12 protein-coding genes are annotated in these 12,948 nt (G+C 59.4%); 1 reads left to right on the forward strand and 11 read right to left on the reverse strand.

The genetic code is table 11. The annotated features are described in order from the left end of the window. Positions 1-58: 58 nt before the first annotated feature. The 5 genes from xylF to HDE75_RS20180 all read right to left on the reverse strand — a co-directional run bounded on the left by xylF (position 59) and on the right by HDE75_RS20180 (position 6,591). Positions 59-1,060: a D-xylose ABC transporter substrate-binding protein gene (gene xylF / locus HDE75_RS20160; RefSeq protein ID WP_221291951.1), complete on the reverse strand. Its 1,002-nt coding sequence runs from the start codon at positions 1,058-1,060 to the stop codon at positions 59-61. Between the two features lie 64 nt (positions 1,061-1,124). Beyond that, positions 1,125-2,909, reverse strand: a complete 1,785-nt coding sequence (locus HDE75_RS20165) for an IlvD/Edd family dehydratase (RefSeq protein WP_183679473.1) — start codon at positions 2,907-2,909, stop codon at positions 1,125-1,127. Next, positions 2,906-3,673, reverse strand: a complete 768-nt coding sequence (locus tag HDE75_RS20170) for an SDR family NAD(P)-dependent oxidoreductase (protein WP_183679471.1) — start codon at positions 3,671-3,673, stop codon at positions 2,906-2,908. Before HDE75_RS20170 ends, HDE75_RS20165 begins: the two co-directional genes overlap by 4 nt. A 29-nt stretch (positions 3,674-3,702) precedes the next feature. Continuing rightward, positions 3,703-4,863: a fumarylacetoacetate hydrolase family protein gene (locus HDE75_RS20175; protein ID WP_183679469.1), complete on the reverse strand. Its 1,161-nt coding sequence runs from the start codon at positions 4,861-4,863 to the stop codon at positions 3,703-3,705. Between the two features lie 180 nt (positions 4,864-5,043). Then, positions 5,044-6,591, reverse strand: a complete 1,548-nt coding sequence (locus HDE75_RS20180; protein WP_409254925.1) for an aldehyde dehydrogenase (NADP(+)) — start codon at positions 6,589-6,591, stop codon at positions 5,044-5,046. A gap of 216 nt (positions 6,592-6,807) precedes the next feature. On the opposite strand from HDE75_RS20180, the gene HDE75_RS20185 reads away from it, so the two are divergent. Continuing rightward, positions 6,808-7,362, forward strand: coding sequence for a hypothetical protein (locus HDE75_RS20185; RefSeq protein WP_183679467.1), 555 nt, complete (start codon positions 6,808-6,810; stop codon positions 7,360-7,362). A 70-nt stretch (positions 7,363-7,432) separates the two neighbouring features. Here HDE75_RS20185 and HDE75_RS20190 read toward each other — a convergent pair whose 3' ends face one another. The 6 genes from HDE75_RS20190 to HDE75_RS20215 form a co-directional block, all read right to left on the reverse strand. Further along, positions 7,433-7,852, reverse strand: coding sequence for a F0F1 ATP synthase subunit epsilon (locus HDE75_RS20190; RefSeq protein ID WP_183679465.1), 420 nt, complete (start codon positions 7,850-7,852; stop codon positions 7,433-7,435). A 63-nt stretch (positions 7,853-7,915) separates the two neighbouring features. Then, positions 7,916-9,316 (reverse strand): F0F1 ATP synthase subunit beta, encoded by a 1,401-nt coding sequence (gene atpD / locus HDE75_RS20195; protein ID WP_034752705.1) that lies wholly within the window; start codon positions 9,314-9,316, stop codon positions 7,916-7,918. Positions 9,317-9,345: 29 nt separating this feature from the next. After that, positions 9,346-10,221, reverse strand: a complete 876-nt coding sequence (gene atpG / locus HDE75_RS20200) for a F0F1 ATP synthase subunit gamma (protein WP_183679463.1) — start codon at positions 10,219-10,221, stop codon at positions 9,346-9,348. A gap of 62 nt (positions 10,222-10,283) precedes the next feature. After that, positions 10,284-11,825 (reverse strand): F0F1 ATP synthase subunit alpha, encoded by a 1,542-nt coding sequence (atpA, locus tag HDE75_RS20205; RefSeq protein WP_034752701.1) that lies wholly within the window; start codon positions 11,823-11,825, stop codon positions 10,284-10,286. A gap of 102 nt (positions 11,826-11,927) precedes the next feature. Then, positions 11,928-12,473 carry a F0F1 ATP synthase subunit delta gene (locus HDE75_RS20210; protein ID WP_183679461.1) on the reverse strand — a complete coding sequence of 182 codons (546 nt, stop codon included), beginning with the start codon at positions 12,471-12,473 and terminating at the stop codon, positions 11,928-11,930. A 2-nt stretch (positions 12,474-12,475) separates the two neighbouring features. Then, positions 12,476-12,946: a F0F1 ATP synthase subunit B gene (locus HDE75_RS20215; protein ID WP_034752697.1), complete on the reverse strand. Its 471-nt coding sequence runs from the start codon at positions 12,944-12,946 to the stop codon at positions 12,476-12,478. Positions 12,947-12,948: the final 2 nt, after the last annotated feature.

Here is a 12,948-nt window from a genome sequence, read left to right on the forward strand (position 1 = left end):
ACTCTCGTTGGAATTAACAGAAATCGGGGGTCAGACCCGACGGGTCTGACCCCAGCTTTTAGTTACCCAACTGAGCCTTGGTATAAAACCCATCATCCACCAGAATATTCACGTTCGCCTTGGTCAAAGGCGTCGGTTTCAACAGCACGGTGCTGACCTTTTTCAAGCCGTTGTCATAGCTGGAGTTATAGGCAGGTTTTTCATTGCGCGCCAGTTGCACGGCCAGGGTGGCCGCTTCCGAGGCGATGGTTTTCAATGGCTTGTAGACGGTCATCGCCTGCGTGCCGGCGATCACGCGCTTGACGGCCGCAAGGTCAGCGTCCTGGCCCGATACCGGTACCTTGCCCGCCAGCTTTTGCGCAGCCAAAGCCTGGATGGCGCCGCCAGCCGTGCCGTCATTCGAGGCGACGATGGCGTCGATCTTGTTTTTATTGGCCGTCAAGGCGTTTTCCACGATGGACAAGGCTTCGGTAGCGCTCCAGTCCTTCACCCATTGCTGGCCCACGATCTTGATATCGCCCTTGTCGATATACGGCTTCAAGACTTTCATCTGCCCTTCGCGCAGCATCTTGGCGTTGTTGTCGGTCGGTGCGCCGCCCAGCAGATAATAATTACCCTTCGGTTGCAGCTTGACCACGCCTTCGGCCTGCATCTCGCCTACCTTCTCATTATCGAAGGAGATATAGGCGTCGATATCGGCGTTCAATATCAAGCGGTCGTACGACAGCACCTTGATGCCGGCTTTTTTTGCTTCCTTGACGGTGTTGTTGAGCACAGTCGCATTGAACGGCACGATCACCAGCACGTCCACGCCGCGCGAAATCAGGTTTTCAATTTGCGAGATCTGGCGCTGCTCGCTGGCGTCGGCCGACTGCACGAAGACCTTGGCGCCCTGCTTTTCGGCGGCGGCGATAAAGAAGTCGCGGTCGCGCGTCCAGCGCTCCACGCGCAGGTCGTCGATGGAAAAACCGATCTTGGGATTTTTTGCGTCGGCCAGGGCGCTGCTGCTGGCCAGCGCCAGCATGGCGGTCATGAGGGCTGCACTGATGATCTTGTTCATTACGTGTCTCCTTGTTGGATTTTATTAACGACGTTTTTCACTACAGGTGTTGCGGCTTCCTACATCAATGGTTATGGCGTGGCAGCGTCTGCCCCACGGCGCGGTATTTCAGGGCCAGTTCCATGCAGGCACCCGTCTCCAGCTGACCCACGCTGGCGCGGTATATCTCTTGCCACGGCGTCGCGCTGTCATTGATCGGTGGTGGCAGTTCTCCTGCACGGCGGACCAGTTCCTGCGCGTCGACCAGCATGTCGCAGCGGCCCGCGTTCAGGTCAACGCGGATCATGTCACCCGTGCGCAGCAGCGCCAGGCCGCCGCCCACGGCGCTTTCTGGCGAGGCGTTCAAAATCGAGGGGCTGTCCGAGGTACCCGACTGGCGTCCATCGCCCAGGGTCGGCAGGTTCAGTATGCCAGCCTTGAGCAGTGCATCGGGCGGCTGCATATTGACCACCTCGGCCGAACCGGGCCAGCCCACGGGACCGGCGCCGCGCATCACCAGCATGCAGCTATCGTCGATGGCCAGGGCCGGGTCATTGATGCGCGCGTGATAATCGGCAGAACCGTCAAACACGATGGCGCGCGCTTCAAACACGCCCTCGCTGCCGGGGCGCGACAGGTAGCGTTCGCGGAACCGGGCAGAGATCACGCTGGTTTTCATGATGGCGAAATCGAACAGATTGCCCTGCAACGCGAGAAAACCCGCCTTTTCCTTCAGCGGAGCGTTAAACGGACGTATCATTTCGCGATCTGCACTTTCACGCCCCGCCAGATTGACCGCCATGCTGTGGCCCGTGACCGTGAGGCGTTCGGCATGCAGCAAGCCTGCCTGCTGCAATTCCCACATCACGGCCGGCACGCCGCCAGCGCGGTGGAAACGCTCGCCCAGGTATTTCCCGGCTGGCTGCATGTTCAGCAGCAGCGGCACATCGTAACCATGCGCCATCCAGTCGCTCGAATGCAGTTCCACGCCCGCGTGGCGAGCCATCGCCATCAGGTGCGGCTGGGCATTGGTCGAACCGCCAATGGCGGCATTGACGATGATCGCGTCGAGAAAAGCGGCGCGCGTCAAAATGTGTGAGGGCCGCACGTCTTCATGCGCCAGGGCGACGATGCGGCGCCCCGTTTCATAGGCGATCTGGCCCCGTTCGCGGTAGGGTGCGGGTATCGCCGAGCAGCCCGTCAGCGACATGCCCAGCGCTTCCGCCAGTGCATTCATGGTCGACGCCGTGCCCATGGTGTTGCAGTGACCGGCGGAGGGCGCCGAGGCGGCGGCAATCTGCAGGAATTTGTCATTGTCGATGGCGCCGGCGGCCAGCTGGCGGCGGCCCTTCCAGATGGCGGCACCCGACCCCACCAACTCGCCATCCATCCAGCCATCGAGCATGGGGCCACCCGACAGGACGATGGCGGGGATGTCGACCGTGGCAGCGGCCATCAGCTGCGCCGGCGTGGTCTTGTCGCAGCCGGTGGTCAGCACCACGGCGTCGATTGGATAGCCATGCAGGATTTCTACCAGGCCCAGGTAAGCCAGGTTGCGGTCCAGCGCCGCCGTCGGGCGGCGACAGTTTTCAAAGATCGGGTGCAGCGGGAATTCCATCGGGATGCCGCCCGCATCGCGGATGCCGTCGCGCACGCGCTTGGCCAATTCCAGGTGGATGCGGTTGCAGGGGCTGATGTCGCTGCCGCTTTGCGCAATGCCGATGATGGGCCGGCCCGAACGCAATTCCTCGGCCGTGATCCCGTAATTCATGAAGCGCTCCAGGTACAGCGCCGTCATGTCGATATGGTCAGGATTATCGAACCAGTCCTGCGAGCGGAAGCGCCGTACTGGCTTGCTTGCGGTGCTCATGCGCCGTACCAGCCTGCATCGACAAAGTACTCGCGCCCCGTGCACTTGGCGGCGTTATCCGAAGCGAGGAATAGCGCCAGCGCCGCCACGTCATGTGGTTCCACCCGTGTTTGCAGACACTGACCCTGCAGGATCACGGCTTCCGCTTCCGGCGTATGCCACAAGCGCTCCTGGCGCGGCGTGCGCACGGCGCCGGGAATGATGCAGTTGACGCGGATGCCATCGGCGCCCAGATCGCGCGCCAGTCCATGCGTCAAACCTTCGATGCCCGCCTTGGCTGTCATGTAGATCGACAGGTTCGCCTGTGCCAGGTGCCAGGAAATCGACCCCAGGTTGAGGATCACGCCACTGCGTTTGGCCCGCATCGCAGGTGCCACGGCCTGGGCGCAAAAATACTGATGGCGCAGGTTCACGGCGATGCGTTCATCCCAATAGGCTGGCGTCACGTTTTGCAGCTGGTGGCGGTCATCATTGGCGGCGTTGTTGACGAGGATATCGGCTGCGCCGCTGGTATTTTCAATGTCGGTAAACGTATCGACCAGAGCTGTGAGGTCAGTCAGGTCGCAATAGCGAAAACGCGGCGGCTGCGGCAGGTCTGCCAACTGTGCTTCCAGTGCCTGCGAAGCCTCGCTGGCGATATCGAGAAAGGTAACCTGGGCGCCCTGGCGCGCAAATGCTTCGACGATGGCGACGCCGATGCCGGTGCCACCGCCCGTGATAACGACGTGCTTGTTGGCCAGGCTTGGATAGGTTGCATGCTGCATAAGGTAGTCTCTCTTATTTTTAAATCAGATCAGAGCAAGCCGCGCTGGGCCAGGCTTTGGTACAAGGCGCGCACGCCAAACGTCCACGGGGCAATCGCATCGCAGCGCTGCACTTCGTTGACCAGTGCACCCAGCCTGGCGCTGGCGATGGTGACTCTGTCGCCCAGGTGGTGCGTAAAGCCACCACCTGGCACGTCGCGGTCTTTCACGGGCGAGAACATGGTGCCCAGGAAGAGCATGAAGCCATCGGGATACTGGTGATAATCACCTGCCGTCTGGCGTACCAGGTCCAGCGGGTCGCGGCTGATTTCGCGCATGAAGCTGGCGCCTTCCAGCACAAAACCGTCATCCGCGCCTTCGATCAGCAGCGATACTTCCGCCTGGCGCACGCTATCGAGCGTAAAGTCTTCATCGAACAGGCGGATGAACGGGCCGATGGCGCAGGAGCCATTGTTATCCTTGGCCTTACCCAGCAAGAGCGCGCTGCGCCCTTCGATGTCGCGCAAATTTACATCGTTGCCCAGGGTCGCTCCCAGCACCTCGCCACGGCTGTTGACGGCCAGGACGATCTCCGGCTCCGGGTTGTTCCACACGGAGTTCGGCAGCAAGCCCACTTGCGCGCCGCAGCCCACCGAGGACATGGCTTGCGCCTTGGTGAACACTTCCGCATCGGGACCGATGCCCACTTCCATATACTGCGACCATGCGCCCTGCTGCTGCAATTGCTGCTTCAGACGCTGCGCCGCCTCGGAGCCAGGGCGCAGGGCCGACAAATCGCTGCCCAGGGTGTCTTGCAGCGCGCTGCGCAGGCTGGCGGCGCGGGCTGCATCGCCGCCTGCCTGTTCTTCGATCACGCGCTCAAGCAGGCTGACGGCAAACGTCACGCCGCACGCCTTGATCGCTTGCAGGTCGCATGGCGCCAATAACAGGGGCTGATCATATGGCGCTTGCAAGGCTAGCTCCAGCAGCGCCTGTACCGGGCCCAGCGAAACACCTGGCGCATGGCGGGCGATACCGAGTGCATCGCTGCTTTCAAACAGCCCCGACACCGTGGCGACTGTTGGCGTGATGTCGATCACTTCACCGTTGCGCACAACGATGACGCAGGGACCATCGCGCCAGATACGGCCCACCAGTACGGCGGCGTGCAGATCGACAGGCAGGAGGGTGGACGGTGAAATCGGCTGCATGCTGGACTCTCGAAGACATTGTGGAAGAGGTGGAACCGATTCTGCGCGCAGCCCTTGAGCACTGCAATTACGAAAATCACCAAAAGGCTTGATGATTATTCTTATTGCAATGCAGCAAAGGGCTAGCCATGAAAAAAAGGCGCCGCAGCGCCTTTTCTTCTTCCTGCATCTGTATCAGGATTATCCAGGCACGTTATCGCGCAAGGCCTCTGGCAGCAAGGCTAGATCAAAATTCTGGTAGCACACAGGGCGCAGGAAGCGGTAAATGGCCGCCGTGCCTACCGAGGTACTGCGGCCGTCCGAGGTGGCGGGATACGGCCCGCCATGCACCATGGCGCTGGCCACTTCCACGCCCGTAGGATAACCATTGGCGAGGATGCGGCCTACCTTGCGCTCCAGCGCCGGTAGCAGGCGGCGGGCAGCCTCCAGATCGCCGCCATCCATCTGCAGGGTCGCCGTCAACTGCCCTTCCAGCTGTTCCGCAATAGTCAGCATCTCATCAACGTCCGCGCATTCGACCAGCAAGGTAACGGGGCCGAACACTTCGTCGGCCAGCGCGGCGCTGGCAAGAAAGGCTGCGCTCGTTGTGCGGAACACTGCCGGAAATGCCTTGCAAGTATCGGATGCCACCGGTTCCAGCATGGCCCGCACATCGTCCTGGCTAGCCAGATGCGCCACACCGCGCTGGTAGTTGGCGGCGATACCAGGCGTCAGCATGACGCCGGGCGGCGCCGCCCCCAATGCCTTGGCAAGACTAAAACTGAAATGTTCGAAATGGCTGCCGGCCAGCCCGAGTACCAGGCCAGGATTGGTACAGAACTGGCCCACGCCCATGGTCAACGAGGCAGCCAGGCCGGCGGCAATCGACTCACCGCGCGCGGCCAGCGCCTGCGGCAGCAGGAACACGGGATTAATGCTGCTCATTTCCGCATACACGGGAATAGGCTGCGGGCGGGCGGCGGCAATCGCCATCAAGGCCACGCCGCCCTGGCGCGAGCCGGTAAAACCGACGGCCTGGATGGCGGGATGGCGCACCAGCTCGCCCCCCAGCGCATTGCCCACGCCCGTCAGCAAGCTGAAGACACCAGCCGGCAAACCACAATCAGCCACCGCTTGCACGATGGCGCGGGCCACCAGTTCAGAGGTACCGGGATGGGCCGGATGGGCCTTGGCCACCACCGGGCAACCGGCCGCCAGTGCCGCCGCCGTGTCGCCACCCGCCACCGAAAACGCCAGCGGAAAATTACTTGCACCGAACACGGCCACCGGCCCCAGGCCTATCATGCGCAGCCGCAGTTCAGGGCGCGGCGGCGTGCGCTCAGGCAGTGCCTGGTCGACGCGGATATCCTGCCACTTACCTTCACGCAGCAAGTCGGCAAACAGTTTTAGCTGAGCCACCGTGCGGCCCCGCTCCCCTTCCAGGCGCGCGCGCGGCAAGCCGCTTTCCGCCATGGCCCGTACGATCAATGCATCGCCCAAGGCCAGTATCTGCGCACCGATGGCTTCCAGGAAGTCGGCCCGCTGTGCGTTGCTGGTAGCGCGGTACGGATCGAAAGCAGCTTGCGCCGCGCGGCAGGCCTGGTCGATCTGGCTGCTATCGACCGTATAAAAATCGGGCCCGATTTCCACGCCCTGCGCCGGGTCAAACGCCTGGAAAGACGCTTGCGTGCCGCGCACGGCCTTGCCGTCAATGTATGCATCGCCGCTGATACCCAATATTGAACTCATGCTGCTTCCTTTGCAAAGTGGGGAGGCGCATCGCTCAGACCTCAGACCACTGTCAGGCGACACGTATGAGCATGATGGTATGCCGGATAGCTGCCATAACGCCAGCGCCCGGCTACATCGGGCAACGTTATGCTGCATCGCAACACGACAAGCCGTGCTGGTAGCGTGCCGGTGGATCGCTTACACTGTCGGCTCCTGTCCCCACCTGTGATCGCCATGCGCCGCTCTGCTCTACTCGCCCTGCCACTGCTGCTGCTCGTTTCTGCCTGCGACGATTACACGGCGCCCAGCCTGTACCAGGCCACGACGCCCGAGTGCAAAACGTGGACGGAAGGCTCGCGTTTCGAGCTGCCGCGCGGTATCAGCATCTACGCCACGCCGCCCGTCAACCTGAAAGAAGGCGGCACGGAACTGGCATTGATCTTTACGCTCCCCGTCGGTACCCAGGCCAGCTTTACGCGTCTGTCCTTTTTGCTGCAAGAGCCGCACAAGGAACCGTTCGCAACGGCCAAGATCCTGACCATCTACCAGCGCGGCATGAACCAGAAGGCGGAAATCGTCGACGTCATCGAACAGCTGCCCATCATGTTTGCCGCCGTGGGCAACAGCAAGGAGACGCAGTGGCGCATCCGCTTGCAACTGCCGCGCCAGATGCCGCAGCGTTTTGACCTGTCCATGCCCGACATGCTGGTCGGCGGCAAGCGCTACCCGGTGCGCACCTTCACCTACCGCTATTTTGATGAGCGCAAGGCTTACGGCATGTGCAGCTGATGCGATAAGGCAGGCGCATAAAAAAAGGCAGCCCGTAGGCTGCCTTTTGGATTTGCTGCTGGTCTGCAAATTAATGCTGACGCAGCTTCTGGATCGCTGCCAGCTGTGCAATTGCACTGGCCAGCTCAGCTTGCGCTTGCGCGTAGTCGATGCCCGAATCCTTGTTGTGGATATTTTCTTCCGCCAACTTCTTCGCTTCCAGCGCTTTCGCTTCATCCAGGTCGTGACCGCGGATCGCGGTATCGGCCAGGACGGTCACGGTATCGGGCTGCACTTCCAGCAGGCCGCCAGCAACGAAGACGAATTCTTCTTCAGCCTGGCCGACTACCTTGATGCGGACCGCGCCCGGACGGATGCGGGTAATCAAAGGCGTGTGGCGTGGGTAGATACCCAGCTCGCCCTGCTCACCCGGCAACGCGACGAATTCTGCTTCGCCTGAAAAAATCAGTTCTTCAGCGGAAACCACGTCAACGTGAATTGTGTGTGCCATGTCTGTCCTATCGGGTTGAAGAACCCCGCCCTAATCAAGGACGGGGTTAGGCCCAAACCTAACTTAGTTAAGTTTCTTGGCTTTTTCGATTGCTTCTTCGATCGTGCCAACCATGTAGAACGCTTGTTCTGGCAGGTGATCGAGTTCGCCCGAAGCGATCATTTTGAAGCCCTTGATCGTGTCTTTGAGCGAAACGTATTTACCAGGCGCGCCGGTAAACACTTCAGCGACGTGGAATGGCTGCGACAGGAAACGTTGCATCTTACGTGCACGCGCTACCAGCAGTTTGTCTTCCGGTGCCAGCTCGTCCATACCCAGAATCGCGATAATGTCGCGCAATTCCTTGTAGCGTTGCAGGGTCGTTTGCACGGCACGCGCGGTGTCATAGTGCTCTTGACCAACGATCAGCGGATCGAGCTGACGCGAGGTCGAGTCCAGTGGATCCACGGCTGGGTAGATACCCAGGGAAGCGATGTCACGCGACAGCGCAACGGTCGAATCCAAGTGAGCAAACGTGGTAGCAGGCGACGGATCGGTGTAATCATCGGCTGGAACGTAGACGGCCTGGATCGAGGTAATCGAGCCGGTTTTGGTCGACGTGATACGCTCTTGCAGACGGCCCATTTCTTCAGCCAGGGTAGGTTGGTAACCCACAGCCGATGGCATACGGCCCAGCAGTGCCGATACTTCGGTACCAGCCAGGGTGAAGCGGTAGATGTTGTCCACGAAGAACAGAACGTCTTTGCCTTCGTCACGGAACGATTCAGCGATCGTCAGGCCGGTCAGCGCGACGCGCAGACGGTTACCTGGCGGTTCATTCATCTGACCGTACACCATCGCTACTTTGGAGTTCTCCGGGTTTTCCAGATCGACCACTTTCGCGTCAGCCATCTCGTGGTAGAAGTCGTTACCTTCACGGGTACGCTCACCCACACCAGCGAACACGGACACGCCGCTGTGCGCTTTAGCGATGTTATTAATCAATTCCATCATGTTCACGGTCTTGCCTACGCCAGCGCCGCCGAACAGACCAACTTTACCGCCTTTTGCAAACGGGCACACCAGGTCGATCACCTTGATGCCGGTTTCCAGCAGTTCTTGCGATGGCGACAGTTCGTCGTACGCAGGAGCGGTGCGGTGGATCGACGCGATCTGCTCGTGCGACACTGGGCCGCATTCGTCGATCGGGTTACCCAGCACGTCCATGATGCGACCCAGGGTTGCTTTACCGACTGGCACCATGATAGGTTTGCCGGTGTTTTGAATCATCATGCCACGACGCAGGCCATCGGACGAACCGAGTGCAATGGTACGGACAATGCCGTCGCCCAACTGCTGTTGTACTTCCAGGGTCAGTTCCGAGCCTGCCATTTTCAAGGCATCAAATACCTTGGGCATCGCGTTGCGTGGAAACTCAACGTCCACCACAGCGCCGATACACTGAACGATTTTGCCATCAGCCATGTTCGTTCCTTCAATATAGTTAAATTCGTTTAAACCGCAGCCGCACCGGCGACGATTTCGGAGAGTTCTTTGGTAATCGCAGCTTGGCGGGTCTTGTTGTAGATCAGCTTCAATTCGCCGATCACACTACCCGCGTTGTCGCTTGCAGCTTTCATCGCAACCATCCGTGCCGATTGCTCGGACGCCAGATTTTCTGCGACTGCCTGGTACACCAGCGCTTCTACATAGCGCTCCAGCAATTCATCGATGACAGCTTGTGCATCCGGCTCATAGATGTAATCCCACGCGTGGGCACCCTGGTCGGCTTGCATCTTGTCTTCTGGCAGTGGCAGCAATTGCTCCACAACCGGCTCTTGCTTCATCGTATTGATGAATTTGGTGTAGCACAGATAAACTGCATCGAGCTTGCCAGCCTGGAACTCTTCGAGCATGACCTTGACAGGTCCGATCAATTTATCCAGGTGCGGCGTGTCGCCGGTCTGGATCGCGTGAGCGATGACCTTGACGCCGATGCGATTCAAAAAACCCAAACCCTTGTTACCGATAGCGACTGCTTCAACCCGGTTGCCAGCTGTTTCCAGCTCGCGCGACTTGGACGTCACCTGACGCAAGATATTGGTGTTCATGCCGCCGCACAGACCCTTGTCGGTCGTCACAACGATGAAACCCACTGCCTTGGCTTCCGTACCCTGGGCTGCTGCCAGGAACGGGTGCGTGTATTCCGGATTGGCGGTCGCCAGATTGGCGGCGATATTCCGAATCTTGTCACTGTAGGGACGAGCGGCCCGCATCCGGTCTTGCGCCTTGCGCATTTTGGACGCGGCGACCATTTCCATCGCCTTGGTGATCTTCTTCGTATTCTCTACGCTCTTGATCTTGCCCCGTATCTCTTTGCTTGATGCCATGAGTCCTTACTCCTTCTGCGCGTAGGGCGGCGCCGCACTCAAGGTGGGCGCCGCCTGGCCGCTTAATATGCGCCGGATTTCTTGAAATCAGCAATGGCCGCCGACAGAGTTGCTTCGCTGTCTTTGTCGAGTTGCTTGGTTTCTTCGATCTTGGCCAGCAGAGCAGCTTGCTTGGTCTTCATGTAAGCGTGGACACCAGCTTCGAACGACAGCACTTGCTTGACTGGCACGTCGTCCATGAAGCCTTTGTTCACCGAGAACAGCGATACAGCCATCAGCGAGATCGACAGTGGCGAGTATTGGGCTTGCTTCAGCAATTCCGTTACGCGTGCACCACGGTCCAGCTGCTTGCGGGTCGATTCGTCCAGGTCGGATGCGAACTGCGCAAACGCGGCCAGTTCACGGTATTGCGCCAAGTCGGTACGGATACCACCGGACAGGTTTTTGATGACCTTGGTCTGGGCGGCGCCACCGACGCGCGATACGGAAATACCGGCGTTAATTGCAGGACGGATACCGGCGTTGAACAGCGAGGTTTCCAGGAAGATCTGACCGTCGGTAATCGAAATCACGTTGGTTGGAACGAAGGCCGATACGTCGCCAGCTTGCGTTTCAATGATCGGCAATGCCGTCAGGGAACCGGTTTTGCCTTTGACGGCGCCGTCGGTGAACTTCTCGACATAGTCGGCGTTCACGCGTGCTGCGCGTTCCAGCAGGCGGCTGTGCAGGTAGAACACGTCGCCTGGGTACGCTTCGCGACCTGGTGGACGGCGCAGCAGCAGCGAGATTTGACGATAAGCAACAGCTTGTTTCGACAGATCATCATAGACGATCAGTGCATCTTCACCGCGGTCACGGAAGTATTCGCCCATGGCGCAACCGGAGTACGGCGAGATGTATTGCATGGCGGCCGATTCCGAAGCGGAAGCAGCAACAACGATGGTGTATTCCATCGCGCCGTGTTGTTCCAGCGAGCGCACGATGTTCTTGATCGACGAGGCTTTTTGGCCAATCGCGACGTAGATACATTTCATGCCCTGGCCTTTTTGATTGATGATCGCATCAATCGCTACAGCCGACTTACCGGTTTGACGGTCGCCGATGATCAGTTCGCGCTGGCCGCGGCCAACTGGAACCATCGCATCGATCGACTTCAGGCCGGTTTGCATAGGTTGCGAAACGGACTCACGGGCGATCACGCCCGGAGCGATTTTTTCAATAGCAGCTGTCAGTTTGGTTTCGATGGCGCCTTTGCCGTCGATAGGCTGACCCAGCGCGTTGACCACGCGGCCCAGCAGTTCAGGACCAACTGGCACTTCCAGAATGCGGCCGGTGCATTTCACCGTGTCGCCTTCGGAGATGTGCTCGTAAGCACCCAGAATCACGGAACCAACGGAGTCGCGCTCCAGGTTCATGGCCAGGCCAAAGGTATTGCCTGGGAATTCCAGCATCTCGCCTTGCATCACGTCCGACAAACCGTGGATGCGGCAGATACCGTCGGCTACGGAAATAACCGTGCCTTGGTTACGCACTTCAGCGCCGCCGTCAAGACCTTGGATCCGGCTCTTGATCAACTCGCTGATTTCAGATGGGTTGAGTTGCATACTAACTCCTAAAAGTGTTTCTCTCAGCTTGCGCGAGGGGTAAGGGTCTGTCTAAGCTGGCCTGCCGAAGCGCGCGTCTTTCGACACGTTTCACGGCGCGTTTTACGACACCAGTGCAGCGTGCAGTTGCTGCAACTTGGCGCGCACCGAAGTGTCGAGCACCTGGTCACCAACAACCACGCGTACACCGCCGACCAGCGATGGATCTACTGTCACGGCAGGGTTGAGCTTACGACTGAATTTCTTTTCCAGCGTTGCGACCAGCTCGGCCGTTTGGCCTTCGCTCAGATCGAAAGCGCTCGTGATCTCGGCGTCAGCCGCACCTTCCAGGCTGTTTTTCAACACATGGAATTGCGCGCCGATTTCCGGCAGCAGGCTAATGCGGCCATTTTCGATCAACAACGTGAGGAAGTTTTTTACTTCCTCATTGAGCGGCGATTTCAACAACGACAGGATGGTGGCGACGACATCGCTTTCCGAAACTTTCGGATTGCGTGCGTACGCCTGTACCTCGGGGTGGCTGCCGATCTGTGTCAATTCAGACACCAGTTCGGACCACGCCGCGAGGTTGCTTGACTCCTTACCAGCTTGGGCTACGCGGAACAAAGCTTCCGCGTAGGGACGGGCGACGGTTGCGAGTTCTGCCATGATTACAGCTCAACAGCAAGACGCTGCAACATTTCGGCGTGAGCCGTAGCGTTCACTTCACGCTTCAAGATCTGCTCTGCACCTTTAACAGCCAGGTCAGCCACCTGAGCGCGCAATTGTTCGCGTGCTTTCGACAGTTGCTGCTCGGCGTCCGACTGGGCTTGCGCAATGATACGCGCAGCTTCAGCTTGTGCATTTTGCTTGATCTCTTCAGCAACCAGCTGCGCGCGCTTCTCAGCGTCCGCAACGCGTTGCGAAGCTTCTTCACGTGCACTGTTCAATGCCTCTTGCGCACGCTTTTCAGCGACTGCCATCGAAGCCTGACCTTGATCGGCCGCAGCCAATCCATCCGCGATTCGTTTGGCACGCTCATCCAGCGCATTGTTCAGCGCTGGAAATACGAACTTCATCGAGAACCAGACCAACACCGCGAAGGTGATCATCTGGCCGATGAGCGACATATTGATGTCCATAC

Source organism: Janthinobacterium silvisoli, from assembly GCF_014200725.1.
Lineage (GTDB): Bacteria > Pseudomonadota > Gammaproteobacteria > Burkholderiales > Burkholderiaceae_D > Janthinobacterium.